The organism is Nonomuraea jiangxiensis (genome assembly GCF_900099965.1).
GTDB lineage: Bacteria > Actinomycetota > Actinomycetes > Streptosporangiales > Streptosporangiaceae > Nonomuraea > Nonomuraea jiangxiensis.
In genome coordinates this window covers 361,934-384,492 of sequence record NZ_FNDJ01000008.1, presented here as the reverse complement: position 1 = coordinate 384,492, position 22,559 = coordinate 361,934, and the positions used below count along the sequence as shown (strand labels likewise).

The 22,559-nt window shown below is 73.2% G+C and carries 17 protein-coding genes; 3 read left to right on the top strand and 14 right to left on the bottom strand.

The genetic code is table 11. From position 1 onward, the window contains the following. Positions 1–24: 24 nt before the first annotated feature. Complete coding sequence (locus BLS95_RS20060) at positions 25–1,638, bottom strand: L-lactate permease (protein WP_090933476.1); 1,614 nt, start codon at positions 1,636–1,638, stop codon at positions 25–27. A 215-nt stretch (positions 1,639–1,853) separates the two neighbouring features. On the opposite strand from BLS95_RS20060, the gene BLS95_RS20055 reads away from it, so the two are divergent. After that, complete coding sequence (locus BLS95_RS20055) at positions 1,854–2,306, top strand: hypothetical protein (protein WP_143043803.1); 453 nt, start codon at positions 1,854–1,856, stop codon at positions 2,304–2,306. A gap of 101 nt (positions 2,307–2,407) precedes the next feature. Here the strand turns inward: BLS95_RS20055 and BLS95_RS20050 are convergent, their stop codons facing one another. Continuing rightward, positions 2,408–5,320 (bottom strand): AfsR/SARP family transcriptional regulator, encoded by a 2,913-nt coding sequence (locus tag BLS95_RS20050; RefSeq protein ID WP_090933372.1) that lies wholly within the window; start codon positions 5,318–5,320, stop codon positions 2,408–2,410. Between the two features lie 157 nt (positions 5,321–5,477). On the opposite strand from BLS95_RS20050, the gene BLS95_RS20045 reads away from it, so the two are divergent. Then, positions 5,478–9,278, top strand: a complete 3,801-nt coding sequence (locus BLS95_RS20045; protein ID WP_090933370.1) for an nSTAND1 domain-containing NTPase — start codon at positions 5,478–5,480, stop codon at positions 9,276–9,278. Between the two features lie 48 nt (positions 9,279–9,326). On the opposite strand, the gene BLS95_RS20040 is transcribed toward BLS95_RS20045, so the two are convergent. The 5 genes from BLS95_RS20040 to BLS95_RS20020 all read right to left on the bottom strand — a co-directional run bounded on the left by BLS95_RS20040 (position 9,327) and on the right by BLS95_RS20020 (position 13,716). After that, positions 9,327–9,866 carry a peptidase inhibitor family I36 protein gene (locus BLS95_RS20040; RefSeq protein ID WP_090933369.1) on the bottom strand — a complete coding sequence of 180 codons (540 nt, stop codon included), beginning with the start codon at positions 9,864–9,866 and terminating at the stop codon, positions 9,327–9,329. Further along, entirely contained in the window at positions 9,863–10,864 is a 1,002-nt protein-coding gene (locus BLS95_RS20035) for a hypothetical protein (RefSeq protein WP_090933367.1), read from the bottom strand. Before BLS95_RS20035 ends, BLS95_RS20040 begins: the two co-directional genes overlap by 4 nt. Positions 10,865–11,089: 225 nt before the next feature. Continuing rightward, positions 11,090–12,145: an NAD(P)/FAD-dependent oxidoreductase gene (locus BLS95_RS20030; protein ID WP_245765166.1), complete on the bottom strand. Its 1,056-nt coding sequence runs from the start codon at positions 12,143–12,145 to the stop codon at positions 11,090–11,092. Next, positions 12,108–12,629, bottom strand: a complete 522-nt coding sequence (locus BLS95_RS20025; RefSeq protein WP_090933365.1) for an isoprenylcysteine carboxyl methyltransferase family protein — start codon at positions 12,627–12,629, stop codon at positions 12,108–12,110. The genes BLS95_RS20030 and BLS95_RS20025 overlap by 38 nt, the downstream gene beginning before the upstream one ends. Positions 12,630–12,663: 34 nt before the next feature. Further along, positions 12,664–13,716, bottom strand: a complete 1,053-nt coding sequence (locus BLS95_RS20020; RefSeq protein ID WP_090933364.1) for a type III polyketide synthase — start codon at positions 13,714–13,716, stop codon at positions 12,664–12,666. Positions 13,717–13,838: 122 nt separating this feature from the next. Here BLS95_RS20020 and BLS95_RS20015 point away from each other — a divergent pair, with 122 nt between their 5' ends. After that, the gene (locus BLS95_RS20015) at positions 13,839–14,726 is read left to right on the top strand and encodes a UbiA family prenyltransferase (RefSeq protein WP_176993281.1); all 888 of its coding nucleotides are present in this window, start codon (positions 13,839–13,841) and stop codon (positions 14,724–14,726) included. Positions 14,727–14,748: 22 nt separating this feature from the next. On the opposite strand, the gene BLS95_RS20010 is transcribed toward BLS95_RS20015, so the two are convergent. From BLS95_RS20010 to BLS95_RS19980, 7 genes are read right to left on the bottom strand one after another with little or no spacing between them, the layout of a single operon-like run. Further along, on the bottom strand, positions 14,749–15,900 hold the full coding sequence (locus tag BLS95_RS20010) for an NAD(P)/FAD-dependent oxidoreductase (RefSeq protein ID WP_090933361.1): 1,152 nt from the start codon (positions 15,898–15,900) through the stop codon (positions 14,749–14,751). A 59-nt stretch (positions 15,901–15,959) separates the two neighbouring features. Beyond that, the gene (locus BLS95_RS20005; protein WP_090933360.1) at positions 15,960–17,021 is read right to left on the bottom strand and encodes an ADP-ribosylglycohydrolase family protein; all 1,062 of its coding nucleotides are present in this window, start codon (positions 17,019–17,021) and stop codon (positions 15,960–15,962) included. Beyond that, positions 17,018–17,986: a carbohydrate kinase family protein gene (locus BLS95_RS20000; RefSeq protein WP_090933358.1), complete on the bottom strand. Its 969-nt coding sequence runs from the start codon at positions 17,984–17,986 to the stop codon at positions 17,018–17,020. Before BLS95_RS20000 ends, BLS95_RS20005 begins: the two co-directional genes overlap by 4 nt. Continuing rightward, positions 17,983–18,966 carry an ABC transporter permease gene (locus tag BLS95_RS19995; protein ID WP_090933356.1) on the bottom strand — a complete coding sequence of 328 codons (984 nt, stop codon included), beginning with the start codon at positions 18,964–18,966 and terminating at the stop codon, positions 17,983–17,985. The genes BLS95_RS20000 and BLS95_RS19995 overlap by 4 nt, the downstream gene beginning before the upstream one ends. Then, positions 18,963–19,955, bottom strand: a complete 993-nt coding sequence (locus BLS95_RS19990) for an ABC transporter permease (RefSeq protein ID WP_090933355.1) — start codon at positions 19,953–19,955, stop codon at positions 18,963–18,965. The genes BLS95_RS19995 and BLS95_RS19990 overlap by 4 nt, the downstream gene beginning before the upstream one ends. Next, positions 19,952–21,448, bottom strand: coding sequence for a sugar ABC transporter ATP-binding protein (locus tag BLS95_RS19985; RefSeq protein ID WP_090933354.1), 1,497 nt, complete (start codon positions 21,446–21,448; stop codon positions 19,952–19,954). Before BLS95_RS19985 ends, BLS95_RS19990 begins: the two co-directional genes overlap by 4 nt. Positions 21,449–21,455: 7 nt before the next feature. Continuing rightward, positions 21,456–22,454, bottom strand: coding sequence for an autoinducer 2 ABC transporter substrate-binding protein (locus BLS95_RS19980; RefSeq protein ID WP_176993280.1), 999 nt, complete (start codon positions 22,452–22,454; stop codon positions 21,456–21,458). Between the last annotated feature and the right edge of the window lie 105 nt (positions 22,455–22,559).

Genomic DNA, 22,559 nt, shown 5'->3' with positions numbered 1-22,559 from the left:
CCGGGAGGTGGTGGAGGGCCTGCGTCAGGGGACCATCCAGGACAGCACCGGGGAGGCCTGGAGGACGGACAGGAAGCACAGCGCGAGGAGGAAGATCAGGCTCCACACGACGACACGGCGGAAGATGTCGCCTTCCCTGCCGTTCAGGCCGACCGCCGCCGCCACGATGGCGAGGTTCTGCGGCGAGATCATCTTGCCGAGCACGCCGCCCGAGCTGTTGCCGGCGGCCATGAGCACCTCGTTGAGCCCGGCCTGGCGGGCGGCGGCGACCTGCAGCACGCCGAACAGCGAGTTGGAGGAGGTGTCGGAGCCGGTGACGGCGACGCCCAGCCAGCCGAGGATCGGCGACAGCAGCGCGAACAGGCCGCCGGCTCCGGCCATCCAGGTGCCCAGCGTGATCGTCTGCCCGGAGGCGTTCATCACGAATGCCAGCGCCAGCACGGCCATCACGGTGACGATCGCCCACCTGAGCTGGTGAAGCGTCACGCCGTACGCCCTGACCGCCCGCGGCGGCGCGAGCCTGAGCGCGATCATGGTGATCACGCCCGCGACGAGCATCTGGGTGCCGGGTGTCGTGAACAGGTTGAGGGTGAACACCGGGAGCGAGGAAGGCTTCCCCTCCGGGCTGAGCAGGTGGAGCCCCGGCCACTGGATCGTGTACGTCGCCTTGTCGAGAAGGCCCTTGACCACGGGGACCTGGCAGATCACGAACACCAGAATGATGATCCCGTAGGGCGCGTAGGCCCGTACGACGTCCGCCCGGGAGTCGGGACGGGCCCCACGTTCCGCGAACTCCGGGCTCACGACCGGGGCGCTGGACGGCCGGCCTCCGCCCCGGAGGCGGACCAGGGCGACGACGGCCACCGCCGACAGGAGGGACGCGACCACGTCGGCGAGCGGCACCGAGACGAAGTTGGAGGTGGCGTACTGCGCGACACCGAAGACCACCCCGCAGCCCAGCGCCACCGGCCACGATTCCCGCAGGCCGCGCCGCCCGTCCACGATGAGGACCAGCACCAGCGGCACGAACACGGCGAGCACCGGAGTCTGCCTGCCGACCATCGCCCCCAGCGTGTCGCCTGAGATCCCGGTCACCTTGCCGAGCGTGATGATCGGGGTGGCCATGGCTCCGAACGCCACCGGAGCGGTGTTCGCGGTCAGCGCCAGCACGGCGGCCTTGAGCGGCTTGAACCCGAGGGCGATCAGCATGACCGAGGTGACAGCGACGGGCGTGCCGAATCCGGCGAGGGCCTCCATGAGCGCGCCGAACGAGAACGCGATGATGATCGCCTGAACGCGCTGGTCGTCGCTCACGCGGGCGAACGAGCGCCGTAGCACGTCGAAGTGCCCGGTCTCGACGGTCATCCGGAAGACCCAGATCGCGTTGATGACGATCCACAGGATAGGGAAGAAGCCGAACGCCGCCCCTTCGGAACCGGCCAGCAGCGCCTGCCCGAACGGCATGCCGTAGACGGCCACGGCGATCACGGCGGCCAGGGCGAGGGACACCAGCGAGGCCACCCAGGCGGTCACCCGCAGGATGCCCAGCATCACGAAGAGCACGAGCAGCGGCAGCGCGGCGACCAGGGAACTCCATGCGAGAGAGCCGGCAACGGGATCGAGCACCTGCCGATACACGGTGACCACCTCACGAACGCGGCTCTCCTGGCGATAACTACCTGGTCTACTCCCAGTCGGGTCGTCCGTAAAGATCAAATTGTGCAGTGTCGGTCACCCGTGCGGGGATCTCCGGTGAGCGGCGAGTGACCGGCGCGACAGCGCGCCGCGTCAACGTGTCCCACGACGGCAGGGCACGGACGCCCGGCCGGCGTGTCACGAGAGGGAGGAATTCCTTGTACAGAAACGCAGTCAGGATCGTGGGCGCGCTGATCGCGACAGCGATAATGATCACCTCGGCCGGGGCCGGCGCCGCATCGGCGCAGGCGACGTCCTTCTCGCGGGAGCTCTCGGCGGTGGCCCGGGCCGCGGGGGTCTCGGAGGCGACCGCCTACTCCATGGCGCTGTCGATCGCCCGCAGCGACCCCGCGGACGACTACCGGTTCCCCGACGAGGCGTTCAGCGAGGCTCCCAGAAGCTGGGGCTCGGTCGTGGCGTTCGTCAAGAGGTTCTGGCGCAAGATCGTCGACGCCGCCAAGGCCGCGGGCGCGTGGACCTTGTGGAAGGCGCATCGGTGTGCCACCGGCGCCGTGTCGGAGGTCATGAAGAAGTTCGGCGAGGATCTGACCGATGCCGACGCCGTGGTGGGGGTGGCCATCTACGGGTGCATCAAGGGCCTGCGCGGCTGACGACCCTCGCCCTCCGGTGGCGTCCCGATCCCATGACCGGGACGCCACCGGAGAACCGGCCGGCGGGGAGACCGGGTGCGGACGGCCCTCAGGCGCGGTGCTCACTTGGGGTCACCACTCCTGGCCGGGCCGCTCGCACTCCGGTCGCTCGCGCAGGCGAAGGGGATGACGTCCTCGATCCGGCTGCCGCGCTCGCGGGCGGCCTCGTACGCCTCGGCGCCCAGCTCCCGGCGTACGGCCGCGACGGCCTGGGCGTGCGCGTCGTGGAACGGGCGCAGGCCGACGAGCCGCACACCGGTCACCTGCCGCAGGTGGCCCGCGGCACCGAGGAGTTCGGCGGCGAGGATGTGGTCACCGGTGCGGGCGACGGCCCAGGCGAGCACCTCGGAACCCCACGCGGGACCCCAGCGGTCGTCGATGTCCTGCTGGCGGCGCAGGGACTCGCGAATCAGGCCGACGGACTCCCCGGCCGAGCCGTGCCGCTGCTCGACGAGGCCGAGCGTCCACAGGGCCCACGAGTAGGCCCAGGCCGCACCGCTGGCCTCGGCTTCGGCGAGGTAGGCTCCGGCCGCGGCGACCGCGGCGTCCCGCTCTCCGAGGAAGGCGCAGGCCATGGCCCAGAACATGGTGGCCATGTGGGCGTCGCCGTGCTCGCCTGCCTGCCGGAACAGCTGCCTGGCCCGTGCCAGCATCGGGATCGCCTCGGCGCTGCCGCGCACGAGCAGCGCCTGGACCCCTTCGACGTAGGCGACGGCGGGGACCGCCTGCGCCGCCGGGACCCTGCACTCCGCCAGGAACGCCTCGGCGCCCTGCCGGTCGCCCTGGATGAGCGACAGCCAACTCAAAGTCGCCGCCGCCCCGGCGCCCACCGCTCCCGTGCCCGCCGCTCCGGCCGGCGGCGTGCAGAGCCCGTACATGCGTTCCAGCCATTGGCGGCCTTCCGCGATGGTGCTGCTGAAGAACCAGAAGCGGTTGCGGGTGAGGTTGGCGGCGATCTCCAGGCCGGCGTGGGCCCGGCCGGGTTCGGTGACGCAGAAGTCGAGCGCCGAGCGCAGGTTGGGCAGCTCCTGCCGCAGCCGGCACAACCACTCCACCTCGCGGGCGCCGCACCAGCCGGCCGCCGACTCCGCGGCCAGCCGCCGGTAGTGGTCATGATGGCGGCGCCGTACGGCGGTCCGCAGGCCGAGGTCGTCCAGCCGCTGCCGGCCGTACTGCCGGATGGTCTCCAGCAGCCGGTAACGGGTCCGGGCGGCCTGGACGCGTACCTCGATGATCGACTTGTGGGCCAATCCCGTCAGGATGTCGAGCACCTCATGACGGGGGACGTCCGGGCCCGAGCACACCGCCTCGGCCGCCTCAAGATCGAACCCGCCGGAGAAGACGGACAACTGCGCCCAGAGCAGGCGCTCGGACTCGGTGCAGAGGTCGTGGCTCCACTCGATCACGTCGTAGAGGGCCTGGTGGTACCGGGGCGTGGGCGTGGCGTTCCCGTCGGCCAGCAACCGGAACCGGCCGTCCAGGCGCTCCAGGATCTCGCCGACGGACAGGGTGCTCAGCCGTACGGCCGCGAGCTCGATCGCCAGCGGGATCCCGTCGAGCCGCCGGCAGAGCTGGGCGACCAGCGCCTGGTTGTGCCGGTCGATCCGGAACGCCGCGCCGGCCGCCGCGGCCCGGTCGACGAGCAGCGCCACCGCGTCGTAGCCGGTCAAAGGCGGGCCGGTGCCCGCGTCCCGCCCATTGGCGTGCGGGGGCGGCAGGGGGAGCGGCGGCACCGGCAGAACGTGCTCACCCTGGAGGCCGAGCCGCTGCCGGCTGGTGGCCAGCACCTGAAGACCGGGACAGGCCAGGAGCAGGGTGCCGGCCAGTCCCGCCACGGCGGGCACCATGTGCTCGCAGTTGTCCAGCACCAGCAGGAGTCGTTTGTCGCGCAGGTGATCCCGCAGGATGTCGGCCTCGGGCCGCGCCGACTGGTCGCGGGCGCCGAGGGCGTGGTTGACCGTACGGATGAGCAGCCGGGGTTCGGCCAGCGCCGCGAGGTCGACCAGCCACACCCCGTCGGGGAACCCGCTGCCCAGCTCTTCGGCCGCCTGCCGCGCCAGCCTGGTCTTGCCCACCCCGCCCACGCCGGTGAGGGTGACCAGGCGGCCCGTGGCCAGGAGCCGCGCGAGCTCGGTTCGTTCCTGCCGCCGGCCGATGAACGTCGTCACCGGCGCCGGGAGGTTGCCGCGCACCTTCACGACGTGGTGGCTGATCAGCGCGGCGTCGGCGGACAGCAGCCGCTGGTGCAGCTCGCGCAGTTCGGTGCCCGGGTCGATGCCGAGCTCGGCGGCCAAGGCCCGGCGGGCCTCGTGGAAGCAGCCCAGGGCCTCCCCCCGGCGTTCGGACCGGTAAAGCGCCAGCATCCGCTGCGCCCAGAACCGTTCCCGCAGCGGGTGCGCGGCGGTCAGCTCCCGCAACTCCACGAGGACGCGCTCGTGGCGGCCGAGAGCCAGATCGGCCTCGATCCGGAGCTGGAGCGCGTCCAGCCTGCGCTCCCGCAGCGCCGGAACGACGTCCCGTCGCAGTGCCTCCGACGGGACGTCGAGGAGCGGATCGCCACGCCACAGCCGCAACGCCTCCCGCAGCAGCGCCGACGCCTGCTCCATCTCCTCGGCGGTGGCGGCCGTCCTGGCACGGCGGAGCAGGACGTCGAAGCGGTCGAGGTCGAGCGCCCCGGCGGTCACCTCCAGCTGATAGCCGTGGGGACGGGTCAGCAGGGGAACGCCCGCACCGGTGCCGGCGAGCAGACGGCGCAGCCTGAGCACGTAGTTCTGCAGGGTGTTGCGGGCGCCGGCGGGCGGGTCCTGGTCCCACAGGTGGTCCGTGAGCGTCTCGACGGAGACGACCCTGTTGGCGTTGAGCAGCAGGACCGCCAGCAGGATCCGTAGCTTGGCCGCCTTGACCGCCACGCGGTCAGGACCATGGAGCACGTCGAGGGGTCCCAGGATCCCGAACTCGAAACCGGCGCTGTTCACAACTGATTGTAATCATCTGGTAACGATGAGTGGTGGTCCGCCGCCCGGCCGAGTGCTGTACGGCTCGATCCCGGCGCAGACTGACCGGCGGAGTCCTGGCGGGTAAAGTCTTCAGTTGCCATCTGCTGGGATGCGGCCAGGGAGCAGGGGGGACGAGATGCCTCGGGGGGAGCGTCCGCTGGACGCGGGGGACAGCACGCTGCTGCGGTTCGCCGCCGATCTCCGCTTGTTACGCAAGAAAGCCGGGAATCCGACATACCGCCAGCTCGCTCGTAGCGCGCACTACTCCCCGGCCACCCTGTCGGAGGCGGCGGGGGGAAGGAAGGTGCCGAGCCTGGCCGTCACGCTCGCCTACGTACGCGCCTGCGGGGGCGACGAGGCGGAGTGGGAGAGACGGTGGCACGAGCTGAGCGAGGAATCAGCCGAGAGCGCCCCGCGCACGGCCGATGGTCCTTCGCCCTACCTGGGCCTGTCGCCGTTCCGCACGGAGGACGCGCTGCTGTTCTTCGGGCGCGAGCAGGCCGTGGACGGGCTGCTGACCCGGCTGGGCGACCAGCGGATCGTGATGCTGTTCGGGGCCTCGGGCGCGGGCAAGTCCTCGCTGCTGCAAGCGGGCCTGGTCGCCCGCGTACAGGCCGGGGAGCGGCCGTGGGACACCGTGGTGTTCACGCCGGGCGCCGAGCCGATGGAGGAGTGCGCGGTCCATCTGGCGCCGCTGGTGGGGAGCACGGCCGGCGCCGTGCGCGCCGAGCTGGCGGCCGACCGCCGCGGTCTGCACCGTCTGGTCCGCCAGGCGCTGGTGGAGCGTCCTGCCGAGACCGAGCTGCTGATCGTGGTGGACCAGTTCGAAGAGGTCTTCACGTTGTGCCGGGACGAGGAGGAACGCGCCCGGTTCGTGGAGTCGCTCGTGACGGCCGCGCAGGCGGAGGGCAGCCGCTGCCGCCTGGTCGTGGGGGTGCGGGCCGACTTCTACACCCACTGCACGCTGGAGCCGGGACTGCTGCGGGTCCTGCCGGAGGCGCAGGTGCCGCTGGGCCCCATGACCAGCGATGAGCTGCGGCAGGCCGTCATCAAGCCCGCGGCCGGCATGGACTGCATGGTGGAGGGCGCCCTGGTGTCGCGCGTCGCCGCCGACGCCGCCCAGCAGGCGGGCGTGCTGCCCCTGGTGTCGCACGTGCTGCTCGAAACCTGGTACCGGCGTCGTGGCAGCACGCTCACCCTGGCCGGATACGAAAGCGCGGGCGGCCTGGCCGGCGCCGTCGCGAAGACGGCCGAGGACGCCTACACCCGCCTCGCCCCCGAGCACCAGCGCCTCGCCAGGCAGCTCTTCCTGCGGCTCATCGTCGTGGGTGAAGGCACCCAGGACACCAAACGGCGGGTCCACCATCGGCGGCTCGACGGCGGCGACGACGGCATGGCCGCGGTGCTGGAACATCTCGCCGGCAGCCGGCTCATCACGCTCGACCACGACACCGTCGAGATCGCTCACGAGGCGCTCATCTCCTCCTGGCCCCGCCTGCGGGACTGGCTCGCCGAGGACCGCGAGGGACTGCGTACGCATCACCGGCTGACCGAAGCGGCCGACACGTGGGAGTCGCTGCGCCACGATCCAGGATCCCTCTATCGCGGCACCCGCCTCGCCGCCGCGCAGGAGTGGGCAGAGCGCAACGAGAAGGCGCTCAGCGGCCGGGAACGCGAGTTCCTGGACGCGAGCCTGGCCGCGCGCGCCCACGAGGAGACCCTGGCCCGCCGCCGCACCCGCCGGCTGCGGCAACTCGTCGCCGCGCTCAGCGTCCTGCTCCTGGTGACCGGCACGGCCACCGGCTACGCCCTGCACGCCGGGAGCGAAGCCGCCGAACAGCGCAACATCGCCCTGTCGCAGAAGGTCGCCGAACACGCGATCACCATGCGTGCCGTCAATCCGCCGCTGGCTGCCCAGCTCAGCCTGGCCGCACACCGGCTGGCGCCGACCTTCGAGTCACGCGGCAGCCTGCTGAGCGCCTTCACCTCTCCTTTCACCACCCGGCTCGACCACGAGATCAACACGGTGGCCTTCACCAGGGACGGCCGTACCATCGCGACAGGCGGCGACGACCGGACGGTCCGGCTGTGGGACCTCACCGCGCGCCCTCCCGCCGTGACCGCGGCCATTCCCCAGCTGTCCGGGGAAGTGGAGTCGCTGCGCTTCATCCACGACGGGCGGATCCTGGCCGGCGCCTTCTACGACGGCACCGTACGGCTGTGGGACACCTCCGACCGGCGGGCGCCCGGGCCGCTGGCCACCCTCACGGCCAGTGCCAAACCCCTGTTCACGGTGGCCTTCACCACCGATGAGCAGACCATGGCCACCGCCGGGGAGGACGGCACGGTGCGCCTGTGGGACCTGACCGCACCCCGCGCCCCCCGCCCCCTGAGCTCCTTCACCGCCCACCCGGCCACCATCTGGACCGCCGCCTTCGACCCTGCCGGGCGGCTGCTGGTGACCGCGGGAGACGACGGCACGGCTGGCGTGTGGGACGTCACCGATCCGGCCCGCCACACCCTGCGCAGCCGGCTGCCGCACAAGAACAGCAGGGTGATGTCGGCCGCCTTCAGCCCGGACGGGCGCACCGTCGCCACCGCGGGCTGGGACCACGTCACCCGGCTGTGGAACGTCACCGATCCGGCCCGCCCCGCGGAGTCCGGCCGGCTGCGGGGGCACACGGGCCCGCTCCAGACGGTCGCCTTCAGCCCGGACGGGCGCACCGTCGCCACCGCCGGTTGGGATCACACCGTCCGGGTCTGGGACGTCTCCGTACCCGGCGCGCCCGTCGCCGTGACGACGCTCACCGCGCACACCAACACCGTGTGGTCGCTGACCTTCAGCCCGGACGGCCGCACCCTCGCCTCCGCCAGCTCGGACCGTACGGCGCTGCTGACCGACCTGCCCGGCCCCATCCTCACCGGTGGCGCGGCGGCGCTGTCCACGGCCGCCTTCAGCCCCGACGGCCGTACGGTCGCCGCGGGCGGGGAGGACTTCGCCGCGCGGCTCTGGGACGTCACCGATCCCTACCACCCCCAGGCGCTGCCGGTGCTCACCGGGCACAAGGGACAGGTCAAGTCGGTGGCCTTCAGCCCGGGCGGCGACCTGCTGGCCACCGGCGGCATCGACGGCGCCGTCCGCCTGTGGCGGACCAGTGAGCCGAGCCGCCCCGCGCTACTGGCGGAGATCGACGCGCACGTCGAGGGGATCAGGTCGGTCGCCTTTCACCCGCTGGGCGGGCTGGTGGCCAGCGCCAGCCCGAGCGACAACGTCGTACGCCTGTGGGATGTGCGCGACCCCCGCCGTCCCCGCTCCGCCGGAGCCCTGCCCCCGCAGGGCAGCGGCACGCTGGCGCTGGCGTTCGCGCCGGACGGCCGGACGCTGGCGACCACCCAGGAGAAGGCGGTGGTCCTGTGGGACGTCACCGACCCCGGCCGGCCCACCCCGCTGGCCCGCGCCGAGGGGCATACCGACCACGTGCAGGGAGTGGCGTTCGCGCCCGACGGCCGTACCCTCGCCACCGCCGGGCTGGACAGCACGGTCCGGCTCTGGGACCTCTCCGGCCGGCGCAGGGTCACGGCCCTGTCGGTCTCGCACGGCCACACCGACGCCATCTCCTCCGTGGCCTTCGCCCCCCGGGGACCTCTGCTGGCCACGGCCGGCCTGGACCGGACCGTCCGGCTGTGGGACATCACCGACCGGCGCGCCCCCGTGGCGCTGGCCGCGCTGTCCGGCCACGCCGACCGCGTCTACTCGGCCGCGTTCAGCCGCTCGGGCGGGCATCTGGTCACCTCCGGCGAGGACCGCACCGTACGTTTGTGGCAGGTGGATCTCGAACAGGTCGCCGGCCGCGTCTGCGACCTGTCCTTCCCGCGGATCGCCGCTCCGGAGTGGAGCCGGCACTTCGCGGACCTCGCATACCGGCCGCCCTGCTAGATGTGCGGTGGTGCCCGGCTCGTCCCTGCCGGGCACCGCCGTGGGGTGTCAGCAGCTGTTCACCCACATGTGGGAGGAGATCTGGTCGTTGGCGTTCGTACCGTCGTTGAAGAGCTCCCAGCCCAGGCCGAGGTTCCCCCAGTCCTCGCCGTTGGCCAGGCACATCGACGGCCCTTCCTGCCCGATGTCCCGGTAGAACCGCACCTGGGCGTACTCGCCGGGGAAGCCGTTGTTCCACATCGACGAGGCGACGTCGTTGAAGGAGTGGCTCTTGGTCAGGCAGGTGCCCGGGGAGCCGTAGAGGCTGTTCCAGGCGTACTGCCACACCCGGTGGTGGCCGCTCCAGTAACACCACAGGCCGGTGAAGTCCATGTCTCCCCAGACATAGACGTTGCCGTCCGCCATCTGCACGCCCTTGGCGCCCTCCTTGTCAGGGGGGACCGGCGTACGCGGTGCGCCGCTCGCGGCGGGCGTCGGCGTGCCCGACGGTTCGGGGCTGGGTGGAGTGGCGAAGGCGGCCCCCGGAGCGCCGGCCAGAAACAGGCCCGCGATGGCCAGGCCGGCCAGGAATCCGACGGTTCTCTTCATGAATTGTCCTTTCCTTGGGTGTTTCGTAGGGGGTTGTCGATGAGGGTCTGGGTGGCGCCGCCGGCCGGTGACGGTCCGGCGGCGGTGATGGTGAGCGCGCGGGGGAGTGCGGCGCGCTGGAGGCGTCGCTCGGTCCGGACCTCTCGCCGGTATCGCTGGGCGATGTCGCGCGCGTACTGCTCGTCGAGGTCGCGTGCCACAGCCGCCAGACCGGCCGTGCCGGCGCAGGTCGCCTCCGCGACCGCGGTGGAGATCTCCTTCTCACGCGCCTCCGGTCCCGTCGGTGCCTGGGCGAGGGCCTCGGCGCGCGCATCCGACGGGTCGGCGTACGGGTGGCCGCGCTCGCGCATGCATGCCGACCAGGCCGCCACCGCCGAGGTGAAGCGTGGGTCCCGGTGCACGCGGGCCGTGCGGACGCTGTCGAGATTCTGCAACGTCCTGGTGGCCCGGTACCACTCGGGCAGGTCGCCGTACAGCTGGCGCTGGGCCTGCGAGGTGCAGCTGAGCGCGCTTCTCCGTACGACTCCTCCGGTGGGGAGCCAGACCTCCAGCTGGTCGGGCCGGCGTTTCACGGTCCCGGGCCGCGGGCCCTCGCCGTTGAGGGCGGTGAAGGCGGCCTTCCGGCGCTGCGCGGGCAACGCCTCAAGGTAGCGCCGGTTCGGGTTCTGGTCCCTGAGCCGGTCGATGCGGTCCACGATGTCGCTGCCGTAGCCGTGCCGGCGGGCCCAGCCGACGTCGTCGACCACGTAGGGGAAGTCACGGTCCTCGGGGATCGGGTCGTGCGGTGCGGCCCAGTACTCGAACCCGTGCCGCGCCATGCAGTCGCGCAGCAGCGACTGTTCGGCGTCCCAGAGCACGCGAGCCTCGTCGGCGGTCACCGGCGGTGGCGGCCCGGCGGAGCCTGCCGCCGTCGTCCCGCCTCCCGCCGAACAGGCCACCAGCGTCAGGAGACCGGCGACGACGGACGCCCGCGTGGTGCTCGGCCTGACACGCAACATCGCTCTCCTTGTGCCTCGGGGAGAGGCCGGCGGAGTCGCCGGCCGGAGTCGATGGTGTGTCTACCGCGAAGGCGTTGTACGGCGCCGACGGCCGCGTGGCGAACAATCAATGTCATACAAAGTTCGGCGCACCTATGGGCCTGCGACCTGCGGGGTTCTGGCCACGGCGAGGCGATGGCCATCGACGGATGAGAGCCCGTCAGGGACGGCTGGGAGGCGTGCGGGTCAGGCGAGGATCCTGACGATGCGGGTGAACAGGCCGGGCAGACGGCGGGCGGCGGGCACCACGAGCCGGGCCGTGCCGGGGCGGCGGGCGGCCTGCACCAGCGCGCCCGTCAGCAGCCGGTGGGTGCGGGACAGCCGGAGCCACGCGCCGTCATAGTCCTCGGGCCGGTCCTCGGCCAGGCACCTGACCAGCAGTTCGGCCGAGCGCACGGCCAGCGAGACGCCCTCGCCGGTGAGCGCGTCCACGTAGCCGGCGGCGTCGCCGACCAGCAGGACGCGGCCCGCGCGGCGGGTGCGCACGGCCTGGCGCAGCGGGCCCGCGCCGCGCACGGGGGTGACGGCCGGGCCGCTCAGGCGGCGGGTCAGGCCGGGGAAGCCGCGCAGGTGCTCGTCGTAGCCGCGGCGTACCGAGCTGAGTATCGCGACGCCGATCAGGTCCCGGGCGACGGGCGTGACGTACGCCTCGCCGGTGCCCGACCAGTGGACCTCGACGAAGTCGGTCCACGGCTCGATCCTGTAGTGCCTGCGCTGGCCGTACCTGCGGGGTCCGCGCGCGGGCAGGTCGAGGCCGAGGGAGCGGCGCAGCGGCGAGTGCAGCCCGTCGGCGGCCACCAGCCAGCGGGCCCGCAGCCCGGCGGCCTCCACGCCGTCCCGGTCCTGCTCGACGCGGGTGATCTTGCCGGTGACCGTCTTGACGCCCAGCTCGGCGGCCCGCCGGGCGAGCGCCGCATGCAGGTGTGTACGTCGTACGCCCAGCCCGGGGGCGGCGGCGAAGGCGGCCCGCACCTCCCGCCGCCCGTCGAGGTAGTGGATGCCGCGGAACCCGTGCCCCTCGACCTCCACCCCCATCGCCTTCAGCGCCGCCACCCCGCCCGGCATGACGCCCTCGCCGCACGCCTTGTCCACGGGCGAGGCACGCGGCTCGACGACCACCGCCTCCATCCCCGCCAGCGCCGCGTGCACGGCCACCGCCAGCCCCGCCGGGCCGCCGCCCGCGACGAGCACGTCGATCACGCCGTCACCGGCCTGGGGCGAGGGCGAGAGCCGCGTTCTCACATCGGATCCGCACCACCATCAGCGCGGCGTTGAGCACCGTGAACGCCAGCGCCGTGACCCAGGCCGTGTGCACCAGCGGCAGCGCGAGCCCCTCCACCGCCACCGCCACGTAGTTGGGATGACGCAGCCACCGGAACCGGTAGGGGCCGCGCGTCACCAGCGGCAGGCCCGGCACCACGATCACCTGCGTGTTCCAGCGCGGCCCGAGCGCGGTGATGCACCACCACCGCAACCCCTGGGCCGCCACGACGAGGGCGAGCATCGGCCAGCCGAGCGCGGCCAGGAAGGGCCGCCCGGTCAGCGCGACCTCCAGCGGCGCGCAGACGAGCAGCCCGGTGTGCAGGGCCACCATCCACGGATAGTGCCCCTGGCCGGTCAGGACGCCGCCGCGCGCCATGCTCCACGCGGCGTTGCGCCGGGCGACGACGAGCTCCGCCACGCGCTCCAGGCCGACCAGTACGACGAGCACCAGATACCAGGTCATAGGGCAGTCCCCAGCAGTCGGTTCATGGGTGTGGTCACCAGCGGATCAGGACGAGTTCGGAGCAGAAGCCCGGACCCATGGCGATGATCAGTCCCCAGGTTCCCGGCTCGGGCGACCGGGTGGCAAGGGTGTCACCGAGGACCTGCAGGACCGAGGAGGAGGACAGGTTGCCGTTGGCCGCGAGGGAGCGCCACGTCACGTCGAGCGCGCCCGCGGGCAGGCCGAGCGCGTCCGACACGGCTTCGAGCACCTTCGGCCCGCCGGGATGGCACACCCACGCCGTCACCTCCCCGGCCGTCACGCCGTGCTCGGCCAGCAGCCCGTGTACGTCGTCGGGCAGGTAACGTCGCACGACCGCCGGGACGCTCGCGTCCAGCATCACCCGGAAGCCCGTGTCACCCACCTGCCACCCCATGACGTGCTCGGAGCCCGGATACAGGTGGCTGCGCGTGGCCACGACGGTGGGCCCGCCCGCCGCGCGCCCGCCGCCGCAGGCCACCACCGCGGCCGCGCCGTCGCCGAACAACGCGCTGGCGACCAGGTTCGCGGGCGAGGAGTCGCCCCGCTGCACGGTGAGCGAGCACAACTCCACCGACAGCAGCACGGCCACGTGGTCCGGCCAGCCGCGCAGATAGTCGTGGATCCTGGCGATGCCCGCCGCTCCGGCCACGCAGCCCAGGCCGAAGACGGGCACCCGCTTGACGTCGGGCCGCAGGCCGAGCGCCGCCGCCAGCCGGGCGTCGATGGAGGGCGCGGCGATGCCGGTCACCGACGTGAACATGATCATGTCGACGTCGGTCGGCTCCAGTTCGGCCGCGTCCAGGGCGGCCTTCACGCTTTCGAGCCCCAGGTCCACGGCGACCGAGACGAAGGCGTCGTTGGCGGCGCCGAAGCCGTTGAGCTTCTCGTACTGCTCGATGGGCAGGGCGAGGTGGCGGTAGTCCACCCGGGCGCTGCGGTGCAGGCGGTCGAGGAGGCGCCGGTCGGCGTTCTCCGGCAGGCACACGCGGGCGGCCAGGTCGGTGAGTTCGGACTGCGGGTACCGGTGGGGAGGGAAAGCACAACGGACTGCGGCGATACGGGACATGCAGTTCTCCCTCAGCAGCCGACAACTATCACTCCCCGCACGTTTCCCTTTGAAATGGTCATTTAAGCCATGCGTAGGGCGTGGGAATTCTCCGCGGCGATCGCCCGGTCTACGATCACCTTGTGACTGATCCCGAACCCGCGGCCGCCGCCGTCGTGCGCGATCGGCCGGGGCGGGCGGCGCTCATTCGGGCCGCCGGGCTGGCGCGTGCGTGCCATCCCGGCCCGACCGCGGCCGTGACCGCCCTGGTCACCGCGCTGGCCGTGGCCACGGGGCGGGACGCGGTCGGATGCGTGCTGGCGGGCGCGGCCGTGCTGGCGGGGCAGCTCTCCATCGGGTGGTGCAACGACGCGATCGACGCCGAGCGGGACGCGGCGGCCGGGCGCGCGGGCAAGCCCGTCGCGGGCGGCACGGTGAGCGCGCGTGCCGTCTGGATCGCCGCGCTCGTGGCGCTGGCCTGCTGCGTGCCGCTGTCGCTGGCCTCCGGCTGGCTGGCGGGCGGGCTGCACCTCGCGGGGGTGCTGGCGGCCTGGGCATACGACTTCGGGCTGAAGGCGACTCTGCTGTCGTGGGCGCCCTACGCGGTGGGGTTCGGCGTGCTGCCGGCCTTCGTGACGCTGGGCCTGCCGGGTGAGCCGTGGCCCGCCTGGTGGGCGGTCGTGGCCGCCGCGCTGCTCGGTGTGGGCGCGCACCTGGCCAACGTGCTGCCGGACATCGAGGGCGACCTGCGCACCGGCGTACGCGGCTGGCCGCAGCGCCTGGGCGCCGGCCGCGTACGCCTCCTGATTCCCGTGCCGCTGCTGGCCGCCACCTGCCTGCTCGTCTTCGGCCCTGGAGGCGCCGCCCCCGGGGTGGCGGGCTGGTCGGCCGTGGCCGCCGCCTTCGCCCTGGCGGCCACGGGGCTGCTGCTGGCCGGCAGGTCCGCCCGGCTGCCGTTCGTCACCGCCGTCGCCGTGGCGGCCGTGGACGTGATCCTCCTGATCACCAGCGGCGCCGCGCTCACCGCCTGACCAGCTTCGCCTCGCGCCTCGCTCACCGGCCGGCGCGCAGGGATCCGCGCAGCCACCTCATCCCCACGGCCAGCGCGAGCGGCGGGGGCACCGTGCCGGCCCCGAGTCCCACCTCCACCAGCAGGTCGAACACCTCCTTGCGGTGCACGGCGACCTCGATCGCCGCGTCGATGAACCCGGGCGACTGGGCCAGCCGGGCCAGCACGTCGGTGGTGCGCAGATGCCGTCCGAGCGCCCCGCGCAGCTTGCCCCGGTACAGCGCCAGCGGATCGCCCGGCGACTCCACCGCCGCCTCGGCCGCCAGCCGCCCGGACAGCAGCGCGTAGTAGATGCCCTCGCCGGTGAGCGGGTTGATCAGCCCCGCGGCGTCACCGGCGAGCAGCACCCGTCCGGCGCCGGGCACGGGCCGCCCGGTCGAGAGCGGCAGGTGGTGGGCGCGCAGATCGCGGGCGGGCCGGTCGGGCAGCAGCTCGGCGAGCCTGCCGTGCAGCACCTGACGTCCTGGCGCCCCCGCCGCGCGCAGCCGGGGCAGCAGCATGCCGAAGCCGACGTTCGCGGTGCCGTCGCCGATGGGGAACGACCACGCATAGGCCGGCCAGCCCGCCTTCTGCATGGCGATGAGCTGGACGTCGTCCTCCTCGGGCACGTCGGCGTAGCCGCGTACGGCGATGGCGGTGTGCTGCTCGGCCGGGGCGGCCAGGCCGATCAGGCGGCGCACGACCGACCCGGCCCCGTCGGCGGCCACCACCGTACGGGCCCGCAGCCGCCCGTCGATGACCACCCCGGACCCGTCGAAGGCGAGATCCTTGACGCGGTGGCGGCGTACCTCGACGCCCCTGTCTCGCGCGGCGGCCACCAGCCGCGCGTCGAACACCCGGCGCGGCACCACGTGGTTGGGCCGCGCGGCCTCGGCGGAGACCCGCACCCCGCCCGGAGAGACGACGGTCAGGCGGGGAGTGGGCCGGTAGTCGTCGATGAGCGCTGGCAGCCCGAGCAGGGCCAGCTCGTCGCGCCCGTGCGCGGCGATGCCGTCGCCGCACGGCTTGTCACGGGGGAAGTCGGCCCTGTCCAGCAGGAGCACGCGCAGCTCCGGGCGTAGCTGGGCGGCCCGCAGCGCCGCCGCCGAGCCCGCCGGTCCCGCTCCCACGATCGCCACGTCCCACATGTCGTCCATGCACGGTCTGTCCCACCGCACGAACGATCAGAAACGCATCACGCCCGGATCGCGGGTGCTCACCGCCGGGCTGTCACGCCGCCGTCCGCGGGCACCGGGCGGGCGACGGCGGCCAGCCGGGTCGCCACGTCGGACAGGTTGAGCCGGTTGGCCTGCTCGATCCGGGCGACGGCCGCCGCCGGGACCGCGGCGATGCCGTGGAGCGCGCCCGCGATGGCCGCCGCCATGCAGCCGACCGTGTCGGAGTCGCCGCCCGCGGTGGCCGCCGCGACCGCCGTCCTGAACGGGTCGCCGCCGGCCGCCACCAGCAGTCCGATGGCCGCCGGGCACGCCTCCGCGGCGGGCAGGCCGGTGCCGATGACGGCGGTGATCCGCTCGATGGCGTCGTCCAGGTCGCGGGACTGGACGGCGAGCGTGACGGCGAGGTCGATCCGCTGGGCCACCGAGGGCCCGGGGACGTGCCGGCCCTGCTCGGAGCCCAGCCGCTCGCCCAGCTCGGCGCCGTACCGGGCCGCGCGCACGACCTCGAACAGGTCGGCGCCGTCCACGCAGGCCGCGGCGGTCGCGGCGGCGATGGCCCCGGCACCGGCGACGCCGATGTTGGTGTGGTGGCTGGGTACGCAGGTCAGGTGGGCGGCGCGGACGGCGCCCTCGACGTCGCCGGGATGCACCAGGCCGGCGGGTGCGACGCGCATGGCGCCGCCGTTGCTGGCGCCCTCGCTCATGACGCGCCCCGCCCTGCCCACCTCCCAGGGGTCGTCCCCGGCCTTGAGGCGTTCGATGGCCCGGCGCGTGGTGGGGCCGGCGAAGTGGGGGAAGTAGTCGGGGTTGCCGGACCAGCCGATGAGCAGGTCGGCCATGACCTCGGGGGTGACCTCGCCGCCGTGCGCGATGAACGCCTCGGCCAGCAGCAGCATCTGGCTGGAGTCGTCGGTGATCTGAGCGGGGCCGCGTCCGACCGCGTACGGGGCGTCGGGCAGCGGCGCGTGGAAGCTCTCCACCCGCCGGCCGAACAGCCGCCGGATCTCCGGCACTGAGCGTTCCTCGGTGGGGGCGCCGAGCGCGTCGCCGATGCAGGCGGCCGCCAGGCTGCCGTGGATGCGGTCCAGAAGTGTGGTCATCGAATTCCTTGTAGACGGGGCGCGGCGCCGAGGGTGACGTTCCGCGCGTAGGTGTCGATGCCGGTGCCGGCATCGAGGTAGGCACGTGAGCCGAGATGGCCGACGCAGAGGGAGCCGGTGGCGACGCCGGCGCGCAGGCTCTCGGCGAGGGAACGCCCGAGGATCCAGGACCCGGTGAACGCCCCGGCCAGCGCGTCACCGGCGCCGGTCGTGTCCACGACCTCGATCTCCGGTCCGCGCGCGGTCCAGCTCTCCTGCGGGGTGTGGCAGGTGGCGCCGTTCCGCCCGCCGGTCACCACGACCACGCGGGCGCCGGCGGAGATGAGCAGCTCGGCGCAGCGCGCGGGGTCGCCGTCCGCCAGCTCCCGGACCGCCCCCTGGTTGCAGAAGACGAGGTCGCTGTGGCGGGCGAGGGCCCACACCCGGTCCCGCCGCCCCGCGACGGCGCCGGGCTCCAGGTCCACGGCGACCTTCGCGCCGCTCGCCCGGGCCCGTACGGCCAGGCTGATCGCCCAGTCCAGATCGTCGGCCAGCGGGGCCACGACCCGTGCGGACCGGAGCAGGTCGTCGGAGATCTGCTCGGCGGCCGGGATCTTCACCTCGGTCACGGCGCCGACGAGGGACTTCTCCCCGGTGTGGTCGAGCTGGATCACGCAGAACCAGGTGTGCCCGCCGGGGACGGTGACGCTGGGGGAGACGTCCACGCCGTGGGCCGCGAGCCGGTCCAACGCCTGGCGGCCGGGCTCGTCGGAACCCACCGCGGTGGCCAGGGCGGCGCGCGCTCCGGCGAACGTGGCGGCGGCGGCCAGGTTGGCGCTCATGCCGCCGCCGTGCACCCCCGCCAGCCGTCCGATCGCCTTGTCGTCGGCCGTCGCGATGTGCGGCACCCGGACGAAGTAGTCGACGCTGGCGTCTCCCACGGCGAGCACGTCCACGGCGCGCGGCGCACCCGGGACGCCGGTCATCCCGCCGCCTTCCTGCTGATCAGGTTGTTCAGCAACGCCGCGCCGACCAGGACCAGGCCGAGAATGCCGGTCTGTACGGAGTTGCCGACCTGGGCCAGCTGCAGCCCCCAGGACAGCACCACCACGACGGCGAGCGCCAGCAGCACGCCGCTGAGGTGGCCGCGCCCGCCGAAGATGTCGATCCCGCCGAGCACCGCGATGGTGATCGCCTGGAGCTCCATGCCGGTGCCCGCGCTGGGCCGGGCGGTGAGCAGCCACGCGTTGGTCACCACGGCGCCGAGCGCGGCGAGCGCGCCCGACAGGCAGTAGAGGCGGAAGCGGAGCCGGTTCACGTCGATCCCGACCAGGCCCGCGGCCCTGTCGCTGGTGCCGACCTGGTGCAGGCGGCGGCCGAACGCGGTGCGGTTCTGCGCCCAGATCGCCAGGACGAACATCGGCGCCAGGACCAGCAGCACCTGGGTCGGGACGCCGAGGATCGCGCTCTGCCCGAGAGCCGCGAAGCCCTCCCGGTCGAACCCGCCGAGCTGGCCCCCCTCGGTCAGCACCTGGGCGAGCGCGCCGTACAGGAAGAGGGTGCTCAGCGTGACGATCAGCGGCGGCAGGCCGAGCCGGGCGACCATGACGCCGTTGACCGAGCCGAGCAGGGCGCCGAGGACGACGGCCGCGGCGGCGGCGAGCCACGGGCTGAGCCCGAGGTTCTGGGCGAGCACGCCCATGACGATCCCCGACAGGCTCAGCACCGACCCCACGGACAGGTCGATGCCGCCCCGCCCGCCGAGGATGACGAACGCCTGGCCGAGCGCCAGCAGGCCGATGACCGCGCCGTACTGCGTCATCGCCAGCAGGTTGCTCACTTGCAGGAAGTACGGCGACAGCAGGCTCATCACCGCGCCGAGCACGACGACGAGCACGGCGAGGAACACCCTGCGGTCGCCCACGCGGTCCCGGATCGATCGCCCGGCCAGGGCTCCCGTTGTCATTTCCGCTCTCCGATCCGCTTGTCGAGGGTGCGCCGGGTCAGCACGTCGAAGGCCACCGCGAGGGCGACCGCCACCCCCACGAGCACGCCGTTCCACAGCGGCGGCACGCCCATCAGCACGACGCCGTTCTGCAGCAGCGCGATGAAGACCAGGCCGCCGAGGGAGCGCAGCACGCCGCCCTCACCGCCCAGGATGCTGGTGCCGCCGACGACCACGGCGGCGATCGCGGGCAGGGTGAGCTCCTGGCCGGCCGTGGCCTGGACGACGCCCACCCGGCCCACGTAGATCAGTGCCGCGATGCCGACGAGGGCGCCCACGAGCACGTAGGCGGCGAACGAGGTGCGGCCGACGGGCACCCCGAGCAGCCGGGCGCCCTCCGCGTCGTTGCCGATGGCGAACAGCCGGCGGCCGAACACCCGGTGGCGCAGGACGTACGCGAAGATCGCGAACACCGCCAGGACCACCAGCCCCACGAGGGGGACGCCGCCGGCCCGCGCCGGCCCGAGCAGGGGCACCACGGGACCGGCGAAGACGTCCGTGCTGTTCCACAGGAGGAACAGCACGGTCTTGAAGACGGCCGCCGTGCCGAGGGTGGCGATGATGGGGGAGATGCGCCCGCCGACGATGAGGACGGCGTTGACGGCCCCGAGCGCGCCGCCGAGCAGCACCGCGACCAGCACCACGAGCAGCGGCGGCAGGCCCGAGACGAACAGGGTGGCGCCGACCCAGGCGACCACGCCCAGCATGGGGCCGACCGACACGTCGATCCCCGCCAGCAGCACGACCAGCGTCATCCCGGCCGCGAGCAGCGCCAGGTCGGCCGAGTTGATCACGACGTTGGCGAGGTTCGCCGCGGACAGGAAGGCGGGGGCGGCGACAGCGAAGAAGATCACTTCGGCGACGAGCAGGATGGGCAGCAGCGCGTCGCGCAGCAGGGTCAGCATCCGGGTGGTGGTCCCCGCCGCCGGGGAGAGAGCGGTCGCCGTCACCGGTTCACCCCCATCGTGGCGCGCAGCACGCCGTCCTCGGTCAGGTTCTCGCCGCTCAGCTCGGCGACCATCCGGCCCTCGCGCATGACGTAGACCCGGTCGGAGACGGCCAGCAGCTCCGGCAGCTCGCTGGAGATGACCAGCACCGCCTTGCCGTCGCGGGCGACCTCCACCAGGCGCTGCTGGATGTCGGTCTTGGTGGCCACGTCGATGCCGCGGGTCGGCTCGTCCAGGATGAGGATCCTGGGCTCGGTCGCGAGCTGCCGGGCGAACAGCACCTTCTGCTGGTGGCCGCCGGACAGCCCGGTGACGGGAAAGCCCAGTGTGGGGGCCTTGATACGCAGGGTACGGACCCAGGCGGAGCCCAGCTCGCGCTCCTGCGCCCGGCGGATGACGCCCAGCCTGCCGAGCAGGGCGGGCAGCCGGACGGCCGTGAGGTTGCTCAGCGTGTCCATGCCGGGGAAGAGGCCCAGCGTCTTACGGTCCTCCGGCAGGTAGGCGATCCCGCGCGCCATGGCGTCGCGCGGGTGACGCGGCGCGTACGGCCGGCCGGCCACCCGCATCGACCCCGCGCTCGGGCGCAGCATGCCGAAGACGGTCAGCGCCAGTTCGGTACGGCCCGCGCCGACGAGGCCGTACAGACCGACGACCTCGCCCTCGCGCACGGTCAGGCCGACGTCGGACAGCGCGCCCGGCACCGTGAGCCCGTCGGCCTCCAGCGCGACGGGACCGGGGTCGAAGGCCGGGCGGTCGATCGTGGCGTTGACCGGCCGGCCGGACATCAGCTCCAGGATCCTGTCGTGGTCGGCCGCCGAGGCGGGCAGGTCGCCGGCGAGCCGGCCGTCCTTCAGGACGATGAACCGGTCCGCGACGTGCTCCAGCTCCTCGAAGCGGTGCGTGATGTAGAGGATGCCCACCCCGGCCTCGGACAGCCGCCGGACGATGCGGAAGAGCCGGCGGACCTCGACGTCGGTGAGTATCGAGGTGGGCTCGTCCAGGATCAGCACCTTGGCCTCGACGTCGACGGCCCTGGCGATCAGCGCGAGCTGCTGCTCGGCCAGGCTCAGCGCGTCCATCCGCCGGCTCAGGAGCTCGACCGGGACGTCGAGCCGCCGGAACAGCTCCTCGCCCCGCCGGCGCATCCCGCGCCAGTCGACCTGCCCCAGCCGGTCACGGGGCTCGCGGCCGACGAAGAGGTTCTCCAGCACCGACATCCGCGGGAAGAACGACGGCTCCTGGTAGACGACGCTGACGCCGCCGGCCAGCGCGTCGCCGGGGGAGGAGGGCCGGTGCGGCGCGCCGTCCAGGGTCATCTCGCCGGCGTCCGGCCGGTGCACGCCGGCGACCAGCTTGATGAGGGTGGACTTGCCCGCGCCGTTCTCGCCGAGCACGGCCAGCCGCTCCCCGGCCCCCAGCACGAAGCCGACGTCGGTGAGGGCGGCCGTGGCCCCGAAGCTCTTGGACAGGCCGGAGACCGAGAGAATGCTCGTCACATCGCTCCTAGTAGTCGAACTGCGCGATGTTGGCCTTGGTGAAGACCATCGGCGGCCCCAGCACCAGGATCTTGCCGTCCGCGGCGTACTCCACCGGCTGCTGGAGGCCCGGCACGGTGGACTTCGCGGCGATCTGCTTGCCGTCCAGGAGCTGCTTCATCGCCCACACGGTCAGGACGCCCAGCTTGGGCACGTCCCAGAGGACCGTGGAGGTCATCGCGCCGGACTCCACGAACGTGCGCGCCGTCTTGGGCGAGCCGAACCCGGAGACCGCCACCTTGCCGGCCTTGCCGGCATTCTGGACGGCCTGCGCCACGCCGGGCACCGCCGTCGAGGGCACCGCGATGATCCCCTTGAGGTCGGGGTTCGCGGTCATGAGGTCCTGGGCCTCCTTCAGCGCCTGCGCGGTGTCGGTGGTGTAGCGCACGCCGCCCACGAGCTGGAGGCCGGGGTAGGCGGACTCCTGCCGCTTGCGCGCCTGCGCCACCCAGCTGTTGAACGTCTGCGTGTCGGCGGCTCCCGACACGATGCCGTACTTGCCCTTGCCGCCCATCGCCTTGGCGATCTCGTCCATGACCGTCGCTCCGAGCGCGGCGTCGGTGGCCTGCTGCACGAAGAGCTGGCGCCGGCTGTCGGGCGCGTCGGCGTCGGAGGTGATCACGACGATGCCCTTCTCCCGGGCCGCCGCGATGGCGGGGTTCATGGAACGGGGGTCGAGCGGGGACACCGCGATCGCGGCGTAGCCCTGCTGGACGAGGCTGTTGAAGATGCGCACCTGCTCGGTGGCGTCGGCGGTGGCCGGCCCCGCCTGGGTGTACGACAGCCCGAGCGAGCGCGCCGTCTGCTCCGCGCCCTGCTTGAAGGCGGAGAAGTAGGGGATCCCCTCCACCTGGGAGACGAAGGCCACCTTCGTGCCCCCGCCGCTGCCGGTGGGCGCGGCGCTGGGTCCGGCCGCACCTCCTACGGTCGAACAGGCCGCAAGCGCGACCGCTGTCAGGGCTGTCACAAGCCCGACTCTGAGGTTTCGCATAACACATCCCGACGAAGCGACGACAGGTTCCAAGGCGTGCCCCCTATCGCCTGTGCCGGACAGGCTAGGAATCAGTACCTA